Origin of the sequence: Rahnella sp. Larv3_ips (assembly GCF_003697865.1) — a bacterium.
Taxonomy (GTDB): domain Bacteria; phylum Pseudomonadota; class Gammaproteobacteria; order Enterobacterales; family Enterobacteriaceae; genus Rahnella; species Rahnella rivi.
Map to the genome: position 1 here is coordinate 708,691 of NZ_MJIB01000005.1, position 17,424 is coordinate 726,114.

14 protein-coding genes are annotated in these 17,424 nt (G+C 54.9%); 5 read left to right on the forward strand and 9 right to left on the reverse strand.

What is annotated here, in order from left to right; translation table 11 throughout:
• Nucleotides 1–100: 100 nt before the first annotated feature.
• The 3 genes from ED901_RS12180 (at nt 101) to sseA (ending at nt 2,449) form a co-directional block, all read left to right on the forward strand.
• Nucleotides 101–898 (forward strand): helix-turn-helix transcriptional regulator, encoded by a 798-nt coding sequence (locus ED901_RS12180; RefSeq protein ID WP_122096028.1) that lies wholly within the window; start codon nt 101–103, stop codon nt 896–898.
• A gap of 124 nt (nt 899–1,022) precedes the next feature.
• On the forward strand, nt 1,023–1,571 hold the full coding sequence (locus tag ED901_RS12185; RefSeq protein ID WP_122096029.1) for a GNAT family N-acetyltransferase: 549 nt from the start codon (nt 1,023–1,025) through the stop codon (nt 1,569–1,571).
• A 32-nt stretch (nt 1,572–1,603) separates the two neighbouring features.
• Complete coding sequence (sseA, locus tag ED901_RS12190) at nt 1,604–2,449, forward strand: 3-mercaptopyruvate sulfurtransferase (RefSeq protein ID WP_056770905.1); 846 nt, start codon at nt 1,604–1,606, stop codon at nt 2,447–2,449.
• A 48-nt stretch (nt 2,450–2,497) separates the two neighbouring features.
• Here the strand turns inward: sseA and ED901_RS12195 are convergent, their stop codons facing one another.
• The 6 genes from ED901_RS12195 to purL form a co-directional block, all read right to left on the reverse strand.
• Entirely contained in the window at nt 2,498–3,295 is a 798-nt protein-coding gene (locus ED901_RS12195; RefSeq protein ID WP_205965093.1) for a phosphate/phosphite/phosphonate ABC transporter substrate-binding protein, read from the reverse strand.
• Between the two features lie 15 nt (nt 3,296–3,310).
• Nucleotides 3,311–4,318 (reverse strand): fatty acid desaturase, encoded by a 1,008-nt coding sequence (locus ED901_RS12200; protein ID WP_122096126.1) that lies wholly within the window; start codon nt 4,316–4,318, stop codon nt 3,311–3,313.
• A 100-nt stretch (nt 4,319–4,418) separates the two neighbouring features.
• Complete coding sequence (gene agp, locus ED901_RS12205) at nt 4,419–5,720, reverse strand: bifunctional glucose-1-phosphatase/inositol phosphatase (RefSeq protein WP_122096031.1); 1,302 nt, start codon at nt 5,718–5,720, stop codon at nt 4,419–4,421.
• A 172-nt stretch (nt 5,721–5,892) separates the two neighbouring features.
• Nucleotides 5,893–6,504: a lipid IV(A) palmitoyltransferase PagP gene (pagP, locus tag ED901_RS12210; protein ID WP_122096032.1), complete on the reverse strand. Its 612-nt coding sequence runs from the start codon at nt 6,502–6,504 to the stop codon at nt 5,893–5,895.
• Between the two features lie 259 nt (nt 6,505–6,763).
• The gene (gene pagP / locus ED901_RS12215; protein WP_122096033.1) at nt 6,764–7,387 is read right to left on the reverse strand and encodes a lipid IV(A) palmitoyltransferase PagP; all 624 of its coding nucleotides are present in this window, start codon (nt 7,385–7,387) and stop codon (nt 6,764–6,766) included.
• Nucleotides 7,388–7,662: 275 nt separating this feature from the next.
• Entirely contained in the window at nt 7,663–11,553 is a 3,891-nt protein-coding gene (gene purL / locus ED901_RS12220; protein ID WP_122096034.1) for a phosphoribosylformylglycinamidine synthase, read from the reverse strand.
• A gap of 278 nt (nt 11,554–11,831) precedes the next feature.
• Here purL and mltF point away from each other — a divergent pair, with 278 nt between their 5' ends.
• On the forward strand, nt 11,832–13,292 hold the full coding sequence (mltF, locus tag ED901_RS12225) for a membrane-bound lytic murein transglycosylase MltF (RefSeq protein ID WP_056770884.1): 1,461 nt from the start codon (nt 11,832–11,834) through the stop codon (nt 13,290–13,292).
• A gap of 11 nt (nt 13,293–13,303) precedes the next feature.
• On the opposite strand, the gene tadA is transcribed toward mltF, so the two are convergent.
• Nucleotides 13,304–13,822 carry a tRNA adenosine(34) deaminase TadA gene (gene tadA / locus ED901_RS12230; RefSeq protein ID WP_122096035.1) on the reverse strand — a complete coding sequence of 173 codons (519 nt, stop codon included), beginning with the start codon at nt 13,820–13,822 and terminating at the stop codon, nt 13,304–13,306.
• A gap of 331 nt (nt 13,823–14,153) precedes the next feature.
• On the opposite strand from tadA, the gene yiaY reads away from it, so the two are divergent.
• Nucleotides 14,154–15,305 (forward strand): L-threonine dehydrogenase, encoded by a 1,152-nt coding sequence (yiaY, locus tag ED901_RS12235; protein WP_122096036.1) that lies wholly within the window; start codon nt 14,154–14,156, stop codon nt 15,303–15,305.
• 107 nt (nt 15,306–15,412) lie between these two features.
• Here yiaY and yfhb read toward each other — a convergent pair whose 3' ends face one another.
• Nucleotides 15,413–16,051, reverse strand: coding sequence for a phosphatidylglycerophosphatase C (gene yfhb / locus ED901_RS12240; protein WP_056770871.1), 639 nt, complete (start codon nt 16,049–16,051; stop codon nt 15,413–15,415).
• A 4-nt stretch (nt 16,052–16,055) separates the two neighbouring features.
• Entirely contained in the window at nt 16,056–17,423 is a 1,368-nt protein-coding gene (locus ED901_RS12245; RefSeq protein ID WP_122096127.1) for a PTS transporter subunit EIIC, read from the reverse strand.
• Nucleotide 17,424 lies beyond the last annotated feature (1 nt).

A 17,424-nucleotide genomic window follows, 5' to 3' on the forward strand; every position in this document is an offset into this window, starting at 1 on the left:
GGGTTTCGCGTGACCTCAAAATCACTATAGGCATTGTTCTATACGGGTACAATATGAGCGTTTATACTGGTATGAGTTGATTCCTGTCTGAGAGAAAACAATGATGGATAATACAGAGTCGCTCAGCGGTCCGAAGGCGCTGGGTTTATTTTTGCGCACGCACCGCGAACGCACCATGCCTGAAATGGTCGGCCTGCCGGGGTCCTCGCGCCGCCGGACCAGCGGACTGCGCCGCGAGGAGCTGGCACAAATCAGCGGTATCAGCGCCACCTGGTACACCTGGATTGAACAGGGGCGCGATGTGTCAATCTCTGCCACTACGCTCGACAGTCTCGCCAAAGCATTACGGATGGAACCGGCCGCCCGTGACTATCTGTTCAGTTTAGCCTCGATGAAAGACCCGCAGGCGGTGCCCTCGCCCACGGCACCGGGCGTTGGCCTGAAAAACTGCGTCAATCAGCTGACCTGCCCTGCCTACCTGCTCGACAGCAGCTGGAACGTGCTAGCGTGGAATCCGCCAGCCGGTGCCCTGTTCAGCGGCTGGCTGGATGTGGATCCTCAGCCTAATCTGCTGGATTTTATGTTTCTCAATCCCTTAGCACGTCAGCTGGTCACCGACTGGGCGGAGCGCGCCAAGCGGGTGGTCGCTGAATTTCGCGCCGAAACCAGCCATTACGCGCATTCAGATGCAGTGCGTCAGACCGTTATCAGCCTGCGTGAACGCAGCGCGGGGTTTGATCAGTGGTGGACGCAGCAGGAGGTGCTGGCACGCGAAGGCGGCGAGCGGCATTTTAATCATCCGCGTGACGGGGGAAAAAGTTACCGCCAGCAGACCTTTTTCCCGGCGGGATATGCCGAATGTAAGCTGGTTATGCTGGTGCCTGAAGGGGATAACTGACGGGCTGACAGCCCTGTTTTACCTCACTAAATCGGCGTTCCCGGCAATTGACATATCATTGCCGTATGTGTGAGGCTGATTCGATTGATTCCCCGTATTATTTCTACACTGACGGATAATGATCATGATGACACGCCAGATTTATCAGGATGACGACATCGAGATTCGTGTGGCGACTGAACTTGAGGCCGTGCTGCACGTTGCGGCGATCCAGGATTCGGTCAATGAAATTGGCGCCTGGGAAACCTGGTGCACCGAAAACTACACGGCGGATGACAGCCGCAAATATCTCGCAGACAGTGAACTGAAACGCCATCGCGGCGCTGAGTTCAATTTCTGTTTGTTTGAGCGCGCCAGCGGTAATCTGATTGGCAGCGTGAGCCTCAACCGCATCGTTCATGAATATAAGTTCGCCAATCTCGGCTATTGGATCCGCACCGGTTACACCGGGCGCGGTCTGGCAACGCTGGCGGTCAGAGCCGCGGCACGTTTCGCCTTTACCGAACTCGAACTGACGCGACTGGAAATTGTGGCGATGGAGGGCAATGCCCGCAGCCGCCGCGTGGCGGAAAAAGCAGGCGCCACTTCCGAAGGCCTGCACCGCAACCGGCTTTATTATCATGGTCAGCCGCGCGACGCCTGGGTCTATTCTTTGATCCCAGGCGATCTCTGAGCTGGCTTCACAAAAAAGATAAGGCACTGAACATGACTTTTTCTACCCATACCGTATCTACCGACTGGCTGGCGAAGAATCTGAATTCACCGGACGTCGTCATTATCGATTGTCGTAAATCAAAGCCCGGCATTACGCCGCCGATTGATTTCCATGGAAAATATCTCGAAGCGCACATTCCCAACGCCATTTACGTGGAAGTGGACGCCATCTCCGACTGCTCAACCGGCCTGCCGCATATGATGCCGACGGCGGAGGCGTTCTCCGCGTCGATGAGCCGTTTAGGCGTGGCCGACACGCAAACTATTGTGCTTTATGATGAAGGCGATTTGTTCTCCGCACCGCGCGTCTGGTGGATGCTGACCAGCTTCGGCGCGAAAAGTGTACGCGTGCTGGACGGTGGGCTGAATGCCTGGATTGCCGAAGGTAAACCAACACAAAGCGGTGAACACACCCGTGTGCCTTCAACGTTTAACGCAAAACTGGTACGTCCGGTGGTGGTCGACGCGCAGCAGGTCAAAGCGTCACTCGGCAAGGTGCAAATCATCGACGCCCGTTCGCTGGCGCGCTTTAAAGCTGAAGCGCCGGAACCGCGTCCGGGTCTGCACGGCGGCCATATCCCCGGCAGTATCAGCGTGCCTTTTACTGAGCTGACGCAGGACGGGCACCTGAAAGCGCCGGATGCGCTGAAAGCAACCTTTGAACGTCTGGGCGTGGATCTGCATAAACCGGTGATCACCAGTTGCGGATCGGGCGTGACTGCCGCCGCACTGGCATTCGGGCTGGATGCGCTGGGTGTGAAAGAGGTGTCGTTGTACGACGGTTCCTGGGCGGAATGGGGTGACGTAAACGAAGATTACCCTATTGAAACGCACTGAAACCGGTGAAGCGCGTACACCCTCGCCGGGCTGAGAAGCCCGGTTTTTTTACGCCGTTTTTTGCAGGGTGAGCTCGCTCACGCCAAACGACTGAGCAATCTCTTTCATCAGGGTGATCACGCCGTAAGCCCGCCTCGGGACTTCCGTGAACGCCTCGATCAGCAGCGGCTGGCTGACCGGTTCCTGCGCGATTTCACGCAGCGCCTGCCTCAACAGGAGCAGGTGTCCGGGGGAGGTGTGTGACGAAGTGATAAGCGGCAGGCCGGGAACGGCCGCCGTTTGTCCGACCACAATCAGGCCGCGAAGCGCGTCCGGTTCTGCGCGCTGCAGCAACGCCATGGTGACGCAATCCACCGCCGCGATGTCCGCTTTATTCTGCTGAACAAGGTGCAGCGACTCCCGGTGGCTGCCGGTGGCGCTGGCGGCAGAAAAGAATTGCCCGGCGTGTGCCAGCGGCGCAACCAGCGCACGCAGGCTGTTGTAGCCAGACTGAGAATCAGTGCTGTTAAAGGCCAGACGCCGGTGGCGGAAATCTGCCAGATGGCGCCCCTGATCGTCCTCGCGCGCGACTAAAAAACTTCGATAACGAAAACCATCACAGCCCGGCGCGAGATAACTGAATGTGCCGACCAGTTGCACCTCAGGCAGGCTTTCTACCAGCGGAAATCCGCAGGTCTGGCTGAGCAGTAAATCAGGCATTTGCCAGTGAGCCAGTAAATCCTGCGGCCAGCTCAGGGTATCGGGGGTATCAGACAGGCCAAGCCGCCGGAGTTTATCGCGCAAAACGCTGGCGAAGGCCTCCACGTCGGCAGGTGAAATGGCGTACATCGGTAAAGACATCAGCATTATCCGGCGACTCCGTCAGAGGGTTTCCTGCTGATAATCATAGTCGCTGCGCTGCGGTTGCGCCGCTATTGCATCCGGCGCAAAAGGATGGCTTTCCACTTTTACCGGCGAACGCGTGTGGTCGCGAAACCACTGCCGGTAACCTTTCACCACAAACCCCTCGCTGCGCGCTTTGTACGCTTCGCGGTCGGAAAAATAGACCTGACGCAGCGCAAACCACGGCACCCCCGGTAAATCGTGATGCACCAGGTGATAGTTCAGATTGAGAAACAGCAGACGCCACACAAAACCCGCTTCATTCAGTGTCGATCTCGCTTGCGGTGCATGTTCTGCGCGGTGCTCAAAGAAGGACCGGACTTTGGTCAGGCTCAGTGCCGGATAACTCACGGCCAGAACAAAATACAGCGGCGACAGCCCGCGCTGCGCCATCCAGCCAAGTAACACCGCCAGCATCGCGCCATGCACCAGCCACATAGTTGCCGGGCGCCACTCTCCGCGCAGTACGGCCAGCAGCGCCCCGGTCAGCGTACTCACGATATCTGACAGCGGGCCGAGCAGCATCCTACCCGGCAAGGTATTGCGCAGGCGAACAACCCCTTTCATGGCGGGCGACAGATTTTCCCAGCTGGCGCGGCTGAAATAATAGCCCTCAGGGTCATCGCCGGGCAGCGTGAGATGTTCATTGCGGTGATGTTGTAAATGCGTATCGCGATACAGGCCGTAGGGATACCAGACCGCCAGCGGCAAGGTGCCAAACAGCTGATTCAGCCAGGGTTTGCGGGTCGGATGCCCGTGGATGAGTTCGTGTTGCAGCGACATATACCAGGTGGTGAACCAGACAAGCAGCGGCGTGCCCAACCATGGCCCGAGTTGATGCCAGTAAAACACCGTCGCAAACCAGCCGCCGTAGACTGAGACAATCAGCAGCCAGGTGGGAATTTCCAGCCGCCACCAGACATGGCGGGAGCGGGAGGTGATGTCGGCCCGCTGACGGGCGCTGAGGTAAAACGAAGAGGACGCCATAATGTGCCAGAGTAAAAAGACCTGACACATTATCGGGCAGCCGGAAGACGCCGCTAACTAACTTAAAACACTATCTATTGCCAGCCAGCGGCTAAAGCACTCAGCCCTGTATATCTTTTTGCAATGCCTGAGTAAATTCTTCCATCGGGCAGAAACCTTGTTTATCGACAGTACAGCCGTCGATTTGCAACGTCACACGCTGAGGCGGATTTTTGAGGCTCAGTGCCACATTGTTACGGATCTGCTTCGCCGTCGGATAAACGTATTCGATTTTCATCAGATCTTTATTGGCCTGCTTGTCATGCCAGCGCTGGAAGACCACGGTGCCGCTGATCGGCGTACGTTCGTACTGGCCCGGCAGCTGGTAATCCTGCGTTTTCAGTGCGGCGAGCAGAGAAGCGATATTGGAATCATGCCCGACCAGCACCGCCAGTTTTGCCTGCTGAGCCGCTTTCTCATCGGCGGTATTGGCGTGTTGTGGATCCAGTGCACCGGCAATAAAGGTCAGCAGCGGTTTAGCGGCGTTCGCGGCAATGGCCGGCGAGCCGAACAGCGTCTCGTGATACAGATTTTTGATATTTTCCAGCTGTGTCCATTGCTCAGGCGTACTGATTTTTCCCCAGGCAATATCCTTCATCGGGAAACCTTCGTAATACTGCAACATGAACGCATCGGTCGCGCCGGTCGCCATTCGCAGAGGCCCGGTAATTCCCGGCTCTTTGCCCTGCGTCAGCACCACATCCGATGGCTGAGAAGCCAGATCGCACTGCTGTTTCTCTTTGCAAATCTTGCTGTTTTTGTAATCGAGGATATTTTCCAGCAACTGGTAGTTTGGCTTGAGGCGCTGATTCAACCCCGTCAGACCGCCCTCGCCTGCGTGTTGGTTAATGGAATTCAGTGCGCCGGTTTTAAAGGTATCGTTCACTTCTGCGGTAATGATCGGGTTAAACACCGGATCCATTTTGCCGACTTCAACTCGGTTAAGTACCGTGACATCACAGCCTGGGAAAGCCCCGGTGGTGAAATGCTTCGCGGTATCAATGGTGCGCGGCAGGCTGTTGGCGTAGGTAAAGACCTGCGCATTTTCCGGGCATCCGGTGGCGGGCAGCAGTTTGTCCTTTGCCAGCCAGGCGCGGAAATAATGCCCCATGTGTTCAGAAATCTGGCCGCCTTTTGGCGTCAGTAATCCGCCTTCGGTTTTCCACACCGGCCAGGTGTGCGTGGTAGATTCGGCAAGCACATCACCATAATTCACCAGCGGCGCGCGAATGCCGTGGCGGCTAAGCACCAGCACTTGTTGCAGTTCGAGATTATCAGACTGTGCAGCCTGAGCGGCCGGTAAGATGAGCGGCAAAACGCAGGCAAAGGCTGACAACGCAAGATAACGGGATGCTTTTTTCACGAGTGATCCTCTTAATGAATAGTTTTACAGATTCCCTGAAAACAAAAACACCGCAGAAACCAACGGATTGATTCCTGCGGTGAATTTTCAGCATAGTGGAATATTCATCAGAAGTGGGGGATCAGGTTCACAACCTGCGCCCTGTGTATTGTTCAGTCACAAAGAAACCGGATCAGAACTGATAGCGCAGCCAGGCAAAGAAAACATTGCCGTTATTGTAGGTGCCCGGAATATAGGTCGCCTGAAAGGTCAGTTTGTTATAGCCGACGGAAGCCAGCGGCAACACGATGGGAATGGGGATATATTCGTAATCATCCCGCGCCGTCACCGCCGCGGTATAGCCCAGACCTACACGAAAATTTTTGTCTTCTGCGGGCGTCCATATTTTTTCCCAACCGTAACCGCCAATCGGTTCCCATTTATTATGCGAGTCTTTAAACGCCATGAAATAAATGCCGTGCCAGTTCCCTTTATCATCATACCGGGAAATACCATAACCGCCGCCCCACGGGCGCTCATTATATTTATCGGTTTTTTCTTTATCGTAGGTAAGACGGTTATGCCAGGTAATCACTGGCAGATAAACGTCCTGCGCCTGAGGCGCGTTCCAGGTTTCGGCCACGTTTTCTTTGAACGTATCCCACATGCCTGGAAAAATAGATTCCTTTCCGTCCCAATTGGGTGTGCTCGTCGGATTAACACCGCTGTTGGTTGCCCAAACCGGTGAACTCAATCCCAGCGATAATACAACACCCACATAACAGATTAATTTGTTGATAGACATATTCACAATAACTCCCTGTTTAGGGGTGCATCATAAACAAATCATGGCTCAATAAATTAAACGAAGGTATAACAAAAACATCTACACATTTTCAATTCGATGAATTTACAGCATTTAAGATTTCTATTATCAGATTTATCCGTAATTTATTTAGGCCTCGTTTAGATAAACGTCTTATGTCAGCTGATTCAGTAAAACCAGAATCATAAAACACATCAGGAATAATCTTAATGTACTGTATAGTTAATTGTAGAAAGTTTTAGAACTGAAAGCGGAACCAGCCAAACAATACGTTCCCCTTACTGTTGCCGCCGGGCACATAAGTGGCCTGGAAGGTCAGCCTTGAGTAGCCTGCTGACACCAAAGGCAGCACCATCGGGAAAGGAACGTAATCGTAATTATCACGCGCCGATACAGCGGCAACATACCCGGCACCTAAACGAAACTCTTTATCACTCAGGGGTTGCCATATTTTTTCATAACCGTAACCGGCTACGGGTTCCCATTTATTAAAAGAATCTTTAAATGCCATGGCATAAAGTGCATGCCAGTTTCCTTTTTCGTCATAACGTGATACCCCGTAACCACCGCCCCAGGGATGCTCATTATAACCATCAATTTGTTTTTTACTGTGCGTGTGCCGGTTGTGGCGGGTTAATACCGGAAGAAACAGATCTTGCTGCTGGGGTGCATTCCAGGTTTCAGCAATATTATTTTTAAATGTTGACCACAATCCGTCGTTATTTTCCTGCCCGGAGACTGTCTGAGCGGGCGGAATAATATGACTTTCACCGGCCTGAACATAACCGGCACCTAATAAGGAAAGGGTGAAAAAAGAATATGAAACTACTGCGCGAATATTCACGAAATGATTATTTTTCATTGGCGTTATTGCCCTGTTGAGTTGACCAGGACATTATATGACGTCAAATAAATATGAATACTGAATGATATATTCAGAAAACATAAATCGAATAAATAGATTTTTTATGCCGTTAAAAAACAGCACCTTAGAACGATGATGACCGGCGGAACGCGGAAAAATGAGTTCCGTCTGGCGGCGCTGACAGATGACTGCTTTCTTTCAGAGATGCCCTGACATAAAAAAATCCGCAGGCTTTCGCACTGCGGATTTTTATTACTGACGCCGGTTAAACATCAACCGAGCTGTTTACGCGCATTGCGGAACATGCGCATCCACGGGCTGTCTTCGCCCCACTCTTCCGGATGCCAGGAGTTGCTGACAGTACGGAATACGCGCTCAGGGTGCGGCATCATAACGGTGACGCGGCCTGACAGGTTGGTCACTGCCGTAATCCCGTTCGGAGAGCCGTTCGGGTTCGCCGGATAGGCTTCCGTCGCCTGACCGTTGTTATCCACAAAACGCAGCGCCACCAGGTTGCTGTGCTCGATTTGTGCCAGATGCGCCGGATCACGCACTTCCACGTGGCCTTCACCGTGGGAAACGGCGATTGGCATACGTGAACCGGCCATGCCCTGCATGAACATCGACGAACTGGCGGTCACTTCCACCAGGCTGAAGCGTGCTTCAAAGCGATCAGACAGGTTACGCACAAAGCGCGGCCAGTGTTCAGCCCCCGGGATCAGCTCTTTCAGGTTCGACATCATCTGGCAGCCGTTACATACGCCCAGCGCCAGCGTTTGCGGACGGTGGAAGAACTCTTCGAACTCTTCACGCACGCGGTCGTTGAACAGGACTGATTTCGCCCAGCCCTCACCCGCGCCCAGCACGTCACCGTAAGAGAACCCGCCGCACGCCACCAGCGTGTGGAAGTCCTGCAAATCACGGCGACCGGCCAGCAAATCACTCATGTGCACATCTACCGCATCAAAACCTGCACGGTGGAAAGCGGCAGCCATTTCAACGTGGGAGTTAACGCCCTGCTCGCGCAGTACCGCCACTTTCGGACGCGCGCCCTTCGCGATGTACGGCGCAGCCACGTCTTCGTCAGGAGCAAATGTCAGTTTGACGTTCAGACCCGGATCGAGATCCTGAGTTTTGGCCTGATGTTCCTGATCGGCACATTCCGGGTTGTCGCGCAGACGCTGCATCTGCCAGGTGGTTTCTGCCCACCAGGTACGCAGCGTGGTACGGCTTTCGCTGTACACCGGCTTGCTGCCGGAAGAAATGATGAAGCGATCGCCGGTTTCTGCGGTGCCGAGATAATGTGTGCAATCCGCCAGACCAAAATCAGCCAGCGTTTTCTCAACCGCTTCACGGTCTGATGCACGCACCTGGATCACCGCGCCCAGTTCTTCGTTGAACAAGGCTGCCAGCGAATCGTTACCCAGCGCCGCGATATCGGCAGTCAGGCCGCAATGCCCGGCGAAGGCCATTTCAGCCAGCGTCACCAGCAGACCACCGTCGGAACGGTCATGGTAAGCCAGTAATTTTTGCTCAGACACCAGCGCCTGCATGGCGTTGAAGAAGCCACCCAGTTGCTCTGCGCTGCGCACATCGGCAGGCGTGTTGCCGAGCTGACGGTAAACCTGCGCCAGCGCCGTCGCACCCAGTGCGTTATGGCCGGCACCCAGATCCACCAGCAGCAGCGCGGTGTCACCTTTATCCGTGCGCAGTTGCGGCGTCACGGTGTGGCGCACGTCTTCAACGCGGGCAAATGCCGTAATCACCAGAGAAAGAGGTGAGGTCATTTCGCGTTGTTCGTTGCCTTCCTGCCAGCGGGTTTTCATCGACATGGAGTCTTTGCCCACCGGAATGGTGATGCCCAGCGCCGGACAAAGCTCTTCACCCACCGCTTTCACCGCGGCATATAACCCGGCATCTTCGCCAGGGTGACCGGCGGCAGACATCCAGTTCGCTGAAAGCTTAACGCGTTTCAGGCTGCCGATTTCGACAGCGGCGATGTTGGTCAGCGCTTCGCCCACGGCCATACGACCCGAGGCGGCGAAGTCCAGTAAGGCGATTGGCGCACGTTCGCCCAGTGACATCGCTTCACCGTGGTAGCTATCGAGGCTGGCGGTAGTGACCGCGCAGTCAGCAACCGGGATTTGCCACGGCCCTACCATCTGGTCGCGCGCCACCATACCGGTGACGGTACGGTCGCCGATGGTGATCAGGAAGGTTTTCTCGGCAACCGCCGGCAGATGCAGAACGCGGTTTACCGCTTCAGCAATCTGAATATTTTCCGCATTCAGGTCGTCGCCGTTGGCTTTCAGCGTGGTGACGTCGCGGGTCATTTTTGGCGTTTTACCCAGCAGAACGTCGAGCGGCATATCAATCGGCTGATTGTCGAAATGGCTGTCTTCCAGAGTCAGATGCATTTCTTCAGTGGCTTCACCGATTACCGCGTAAGGTGCGCGCTCACGTTTACAGATGGCATCAAACTGCGCCAGCTGTGCTGGTGCGACGGCCATGACATAACGTTCCTGAGATTCGTTACACCAGACTTCCAGCGGGCTCATGCCCGGTTCGTCGTTGAGGATGTCGCGCAGCTGGAAACGACCGCCACGGTTACCATCGCTCACCAGTTCCGGCATGGCGTTGGACAAACCACCGGCACCGACGTCATGGATAAACAGAATCGGGTTGTCTTCGCCGAGCTGCCAGCAGCGGTCGATCACTTCCTGGCAACGACGTTCCATTTCCGGGTTATCGCGCTGTACGGAAGCAAAATCCAGATCCGCATCCGACTGACCTGAGGCCATCGAAGAAGCCGCACCGCCGCCCAGACCGATATTCATCGCCGGGCCGCCGAGCACAATCAGTTTCGCGCCAACGGTGATTTCACCTTTCTGTACGTGATCGGCACGGATGTTGCCGATACCCCCGGCCAGCATGATCGGCTTGTGGTAACCGCGCAGTTCAGGGCCGTTGTGGCTGTTGACGTTTTCTTCATAAGTACGGAAGTAGCCCAGCAGTGCCGGACGACCGAATTCGTTGTTGAACGCAGCGCCGCCCAGCGGGCCGTCGGTCATGATATCCAGCGCGGTCACGATACGATCCGGCTTACCGAAATCTTCTTCCCACGGCTGTTCAAAGCCCGGAATACGCAGGTTGGAAACGGAGAAACCGACCAGACCGGCTTTCGGTTTTGCACCGCGACCGGTTGCGCCTTCATCACGGATTTCACCGCCGGAGCCGGTTGCCGCACCCGGCCAGGGAGAGATCGCCGTCGGGTGGTTATGCGTTTCGACCTTCATCAGAATGTGCGCCTGCTCCTGATGGAAATCGTACAGACCGTCTTTCGCATCGGCGTAAAAACGACCGACCTGCGAACCTTCCATCACGGCGGCGTTGTCTTTATACGCAGACAGCACGTGATCGGGCGTCTGTTCGAAGGTGTTCTTGATCATCTTGAACAAGGATTTCGGCTGCGTTTCGCCGTCAATAATCCAGTCAGCGTTGAAGATTTTATGACGGCAGTGTTCGGAGTTAGCCTGCGCGAACATATACAGCTCGATGTCAGTCGGGTTGCGCCCCAACGACGTGAAGGCTTCCATCAGGTAATCAATTTCGTCCTGCGCCAGCGCCAGACCCAGTTTGATGTTGGCCGTTTCCAGCGCGCTGCGGCCTTCACCGAGAATATCAACGTGCTGCACCGGCGCAGGCTGATGCTGTGCAAACAGCGCACTGGCGTCTTCCAGATTGCCGAAGAGTGTTTCCATCATCCGGTCATGCAATAAAGCGCCCAGCTGTGCCCACTGCGCTTCGGTCAGCTGCGGTGCCTGCACGTAGAAGGCCAGACCGCGCTCCAGACGCAGAACCTGCGACAAACCGCAGTTGTGTGCAATGTCAGTGGCTTTGGAAGACCAGGGAGAAATGGTGCCAGGGCGTGGCGTGACCAGCAGTAAACGACCGGTTGGAGCGTGTTCAGCGAGAGAAGGACCGTATTTCAGGAGGCGTTGTAACTTGGTTTGTTCGTCCGAACTCAGCGGCGCGCTGACATCGGCAAAGTGTACATATTCGGCGTAGATATCGCTGACCGGAAGGCGGGCATCCTGACAGCGGGACAACAATTTGTTAATGCGAAAAGCCGACAAAGCGGGCGAACCACGCAGTATTTCCATAATCACAGATCTCTCGTCTTCGAAGACACTGACCACAGTGCTTCATTGGGCGCAACAGGGGGAAAACGCGGCCTATTATAAAGAAAGCCTTCGCCTGACGAAACCGTTTGCGCAGTGAATATTGATATTCATTTATAGGCAGGCATTTCGTGCGGGTATTATGAATAAAGTTGCAGACTGTCGTTTTGTTGAGCAAAATGCGTCAGCACTGGGGATATAACCATACAAACTGCACAGCATATCGTAAAAAAACAAGAGCGCCGCAGCGAGATAACTATTTGAAGCGACTAAAATTTAACTATTTCCTCATGGGAATTGCCGCCCTGTTGCTGGCGCTGGCCTTATGGCCTGCCGTGCCGTGGCATCGGGGTGAAGGTGACCAGCTGGATCAAATAAAATCCCGTGGAGAATTGCGCGTCAGCACGCTCAATTCTCCACTGACTTTTATGGACTCACCGGAAGGTAATCTCGGCTTCGATTACGAACTGGCAAAACGCTTCGCAGATTATCTGGGGGTGAAGCTCGTCGTCTCTCAGCACACCACCGTCGACGCGATGTTCAACGAACTCGATCACGATAAAGCCGACATGCTGGCGTCCGGTCTGGTCTACAACAATGAACGGCTGAAAAACTACCGCGCCGGGCCGGAATACTATTCCATCTCCCAGCAACTGGTTTACCGGCAGGGCTCCGTGCGGCCAAAAAGTTTTGCCGACATTAAAGGCACTCTGGTGGTTTCCGCCGGAACCGCGCACATCCCGACACTGGAAGCCGCAGGCAAAAAATTCCCCAACCTGACGTGGAGCACCACTGACAAGATGTCGCCACGCGACCTTCTGCAGCAGGTGGAAAATGGCAAACTGGATTACACGCTGGGCGATTCAGTGACTATCGCGCTGATGCAGCGTGTCTATCCACGTCTTGCCGTCGCGTTTGACGTTACCGAAGATGAACCCGTCACCTGGTATTACCGCAAGCAGCCCGACGACGACAGCCTGTCCGCCGCTATGCTCGACTTTTTCAGCCAGATTGCCGACGACGGCACTCTGCAAAAGCTTGAGGAGAAATACCTCGGCCACGTCGGCGATTTCGATTACGTCGATACGCGCACTTTCCTGAACGCCATCGACAAAACGCTGCCTGACTTGCAGCCATTGTTCGAAAAATACGCGCAGGATATCGACTGGCGCTTACTCGCCGCCATCGCGTATCAGGAATCACACTGGGATCCGCAGGCCAAATCACCCACCGGCGTGCGCGGTGTGATGATGCTAACCCGTGCCACCGCCTCGGGGCTGGACGTGGATGACCGGACCGATGCCGAGCAAAGTATCCGTGGCGGCGCGCTCTATCTGTCGCGACTGATGGAGAAAATGCCGGACAGCATTCCGCAGGACGAGAAAATCTGGTTTGCCCTGGCGGCCTATAACATGGGTTACGGTCACATGCTGGATGCCCGCAAACTGACGGCGCAGCAGAAAGGCAACCCCGACAGCTGGGCGGATGTGAAGCAGCGTCTGCCTATGCTCAATCAGAAACGCTACGCGGGACGCACCACCTACGGGTATGCGCGCGGGACGCAGGCTTATAATTACGTGGAAAATATCCGCCGCTATCAGCTCAGTCTGGTGGGATATCTGACGGAAAAAGAGAAACAGCTGGCGCAGCAGGCGGCATTGCAGGCCCAGTTAGGCCAGGGCTATCCGGCGGTGGAAGCGAAGGAAGCGCTGGCAGAGTAAGGCAGGCGGGGTTATTCCGGCTCTGCGCCTTGTTCAGCAGCGCGTTGCGCCAGTCTGAGGGCTTTTTTCTCACTGCGACGATAACGGAAAAAAGCGCTCAGCTGTTCCGAACAGGCCTGCGCCAGAACGCCGGAGGTAATCTCTATCTGATGATTCATGCCCGGATGGCGCAGCACGTCGAGCAGTGATCCGGCGGCACCGGTTTTAGCATCTGCCGCGCCATACACCACACGGCGGATCCGGCTGTGAATCATCGCGCCGGCACACATCACGCAAGGCTCCAGAGTGACATACAGCGTGGCATCAATCAGGCGGTAGTTTTGCACCGCGCAGCCGCCCTGGCGCAACGCCATAATTTCGGCATGTGCAGTCGGATCGTGATGCCCGATGGAACGGTTCCAGCCTTCACCAATGACCCGGTTATCCAAAACCAATACAGCGCCCACCGGCACTTCGCCTTCATCCTGCGCTTTCAGAGCCAGAGTCATGGCATATTGCATCCATTCTTCGTCACCCTTTGTCTCGTTCATCACTGTCTCTGTCACTTCAACCTCAGTCAATATTTCCTGCGGCCATTATACCTTTGTTCAGCCGCCCCGCCCACGCCAGCCAGGTGTATTCAGCCAAACAAATTGATCTGATGAATGAGTAATATCTCTGATGGAGTTTACCTGATGCCGCATCGCAGACTCCCTATGAAAAACACTGAGCGAAACAGATAATAACCTTAATATTCATGAGGATTAGCACTGGCTTTTTGCGATAAAAACAGGAAATATTGCGTCAGATCAAATCGTGTTACCGGTAACAATCATAAGATTTCCTTGTACCCACTAAGAATTAACAATAAGGAAATACATTATGGCTACTGCAACTTTCTTTATCCCTTCTGTCAATGTCATCGGTTCCGGCGCACTCAACGAGGCCGCCGCCGCCATCTCCCAACACGGTTTTCATCATGCATTGATCGTTACCGATAAAGTGTTATTCGATATCGGCGTCGTTAAACAGGTTCAGGAATTACTGGCGCAAAGCGATGTACAAAGCAGCGTCTACCACGGTACGCACCCTAACCCAACCACCCGCAATGTGCGCGAAGGCCTGGACGTTCTGCAACGCGATGGCTGTGACTGCGTGATTTCGCTCGGCGGCGGCTCTCCGCATGACTGTGCTAAAGGCATTGCGCTGCTCGCCACCAATGGCGGTGACATTAAAGATTATGAGGGCGTAGACCGCTCGGCAAAACCTCAGTTGCCGCTGATTGCCATTAACACCACAGCCGGTACTGCGTCAGAAATGACCCGTTTTTGCATCATTACTGATGAAGAGCGCCACATCAAAATGGCTATCGTCGATAAAAACGTCACACCGCTGATGTCCGTCAACGATCCTCATCTGATGGTCGGAATGCCTAAAGGGCTGACGGCTGCCACCGGGATGGATGCCCTGACTCATGCCATTGAAGCTTACGTCTCCAGCGCGGCGAACCCGATAACGGATGCCTGCGCCCTGAAAGCCGTCACCATGATTGCAGAGTCATTGCGTACCGCCGTAGAAGACGGCGCCAATATGCAGGCCCGTGAGAACATGGCATACGCGCAGTTCCTCGCCGGAATGGCCTTTAACAATGCGTCACTCGGCTACGTGCATGCCATGGCGCATCAGCTTGGAGGTTTCTATAACCTGCCACACGGTGTTTGTAACGCTGTGCTGCTGCCGTTCGTGCAGGAATACAATGCCCGCGTCGCCAGCCCGCGCCTGAAAGAAGTGGCCGCGGCGATGCATATCGATGTGGCGGACATGAGTGATGAGCAAGGTGCGAAAGCCTGTATCGATGCCATCCGCCAGCTGGCACGCGACGTGGGGATCCCAGCGGGGTTGCGCGATTTGAAGGTCAAAGAGGAAGATTTTACTACGCTGGCGACCAATGCCCTCAACGATGCCTGTGCACTGACTAACCCGATTCAGGGGACACATCAGGACATTGTCGGTATTTTTAAAGCGGCAATGTGATTCACTGAAAGAATTTCTCGAACTTGACGGGGGCGTTGAGGAAAAGAAAGTGCAGAAAAGGCCGGATAACCGGCCTTTTCTTTTTGCGCGAAACAGAACGTCACGCTTTATTCCAGCTGTTGTAATTCCCCCTGCTTGCTGACACGAAAGCGGTGTTCACAAAAGAACAGCAACGGATTGTCCTGTTTGCTGTCGCTGTACCCGCTGTAGAGTTTCAGCGGCGAACCGATCCGGCTTTCCAGTTGCACGACCTTCTCTTCTCCCAGACAGCGTAACGGCAACACCCATCCCCCTTTCGCACGGGCGATCCGGCTGCCCACCAGTTTTACCTGCGGCAGAAACAGCGACGTGTCATAAACCTGCCGCACCAGATTTTCCGGCGAGCCGGTGATAAGCCAGACCTCAGTGTCATCACTCTCGAGATATTCGCGCAGGCGCCGCTGCACAACCGGGAACTCCACCACCTTCTGGCGGAAGGCGTTAACAAACTGTAACTCCAGCGCCTTTAAACGCGCCTCGCTGTGCCCGAAAGTGATTGCCCACAGCAGCAGGCTCATAGGCCAGCGCGCGGCGCGCCCCTGAAAAAATAGCCCCAGCCCAATCAGCGGCAATAAAGGCACCACCAGAATCAGATTTTGCGGCATACGCCAAAGCAGGAAGCGCAGAAAGGAACCAAACATATCCTGCTGATGCAATGTGCCATCAAGATCAAAAAAAACTACCCGTTGGTCAGGCTTCGTAGTCAATCCGTTACTCCTCGGGATCGTTGAACCCCATCATCCAGGTAAATATAAAACCAGCTAATACCGTAATGACTAAACCTGCCAGATACAACATCACTTTTCCAGAAACGATCGTCAGTGCCAGCGGCAATCCTGAAATCCCGAAGGTGATCACCGTGGCGACTTTCCAGTAACAGATGAGTGCGCCGCCGACGGCACCGCCCAGACAGGCGCCAATGAAAGGCCGCCCGAGAGGCAGCGTGACACCGAAAATCAGCGGTTCGCCAATCCCCAGGATCCCGACCGGTAAAGCACCTTTAATCACTTTTTTCAGACGGGCATTACGGGTTTTCATATAAACTGCGATCGCCGCACCCACCTGCCCGACACCCGCCATTGCCAGAATCGGCAGCAAAGGATTAGAACCGTGAGCCTGAATCAGTTCTACGTGGATCGGCACTAATCCCTGATGCAAACCTGACAGTACCAGCGGCAAAAATGCCCCGGCCAGAATGGCGCCGACCAGTAAACCGCCTTTATCGATAGCAATATTGACACCGTGCGCAATACCGTCCGAGATGTACCCCCCGAGCGGTTGCAGGATAATAATCGCCAGTGTCGCGGTGATAAGCGTGGTGATAAGCGGGTTGAGGATAAGCTCCACGGACTCCGGTAACCCCTCACGCAGACGTTTTTCCAGCCAGCACATCAGCGCCACCACCAGCAGTACGGCAATCACCCCGCCGCGACCGGGCTGCAACGTTTCGCCGAATAAGGTGATCTGCGCCAGCGCAGGGCTGGAGAGAATACCGGCCATCACGCCGCCCATCGCCTGCGAACCCCCGAACACCCGCGCCGCATTGACACCGACCAGAATGTTCATGATGGCAAAAACGGCCCCGCCGAACACGGCCAGTAATCCAAGAATATTCGGATAATCGGTGGCAATCGATCCGGCGATATCGGGGCGCTTGAGCAGGTTGATGATGCCCATGATCAGACCGGAAGCAATGAATGCGGGGATAAGCGGAATAAAGACGTCGGCAAGCTTTCTCAGCGCCCCGCTCATCGGCGCGGAGTATTTGGCTTTTGCATTCGCCTTGTTACGGGCAATGTCCGTTTCACCACCGCCGTTTTGGCGGGCAGGCGTCAGCTGTAAGCGCATGGCGTCGACGACTTTTGCCGCCGCACCCGGCCCGACAATAAACTGGTGCTGATCGCCCTGCTTAAGATAGCCCTTAATGCCGTCGAGCGTTTTCAGGCTGGTCAGATCTAAAAGCTGCTCATCCAGCACTTCCACACGCACGCGCGTCATGCAGTTTTCCAGCTTACTGATGTTTGCTTCGCCGCCCACACCCTGCAAAATTCTGGAAGCCAGCAGGTGAGTTTTATTCATC

Coding starts and splice junctions, on each gene's coding strand:
- ED901_RS12180 (WP_122096028.1), top strand. CDS start 101: ATGATGGATAATACAGAGTCGCTCAGCGGTCCGAAGGCGCTGGGTTTA.
- ED901_RS12185 (WP_122096029.1), top strand. CDS start 1,023: ATGATGACACGCCAGATTTATCAGGATGACGACATCGAGATTCGTGTG.
- sseA (WP_056770905.1), top strand. CDS start 1,604: ATGACTTTTTCTACCCATACCGTATCTACCGACTGGCTGGCGAAGAAT.
- ED901_RS12195 (WP_205965093.1), bottom strand. CDS start 3,295: ATGCTGATGTCTTTACCGATGTACGCCATTTCACCTGCCGACGTGGAG.
- ED901_RS12200 (WP_122096126.1), bottom strand. CDS start 4,318: ATGGCGTCCTCTTCGTTTTACCTCAGCGCCCGTCAGCGGGCCGACATC.
- pagP (WP_122096032.1), bottom strand. CDS start 6,504: ATGTCTATCAACAAATTAATCTGTTATGTGGGTGTTGTATTATCGCTG.
- pagP (WP_122096033.1), bottom strand. CDS start 7,387: ATGAAAAATAATCATTTCGTGAATATTCGCGCAGTAGTTTCATATTCT.
- purL (WP_122096034.1), bottom strand. CDS start 11,553: ATGGAAATACTGCGTGGTTCGCCCGCTTTGTCGGCTTTTCGCATTAAC.
- tadA (WP_122096035.1), bottom strand. CDS start 13,822: ATGAACGAGACAAAGGGTGACGAAGAATGGATGCAATATGCCATGACT.
- yiaY (WP_122096036.1), top strand. CDS start 14,154: ATGGCTACTGCAACTTTCTTTATCCCTTCTGTCAATGTCATCGGTTCC.
- ED901_RS12245 (WP_122096127.1), bottom strand. CDS start 17,423: ATGAATAAAACTCACCTGCTGGCTTCCAGAATTTTGCAGGGTGTGGGC.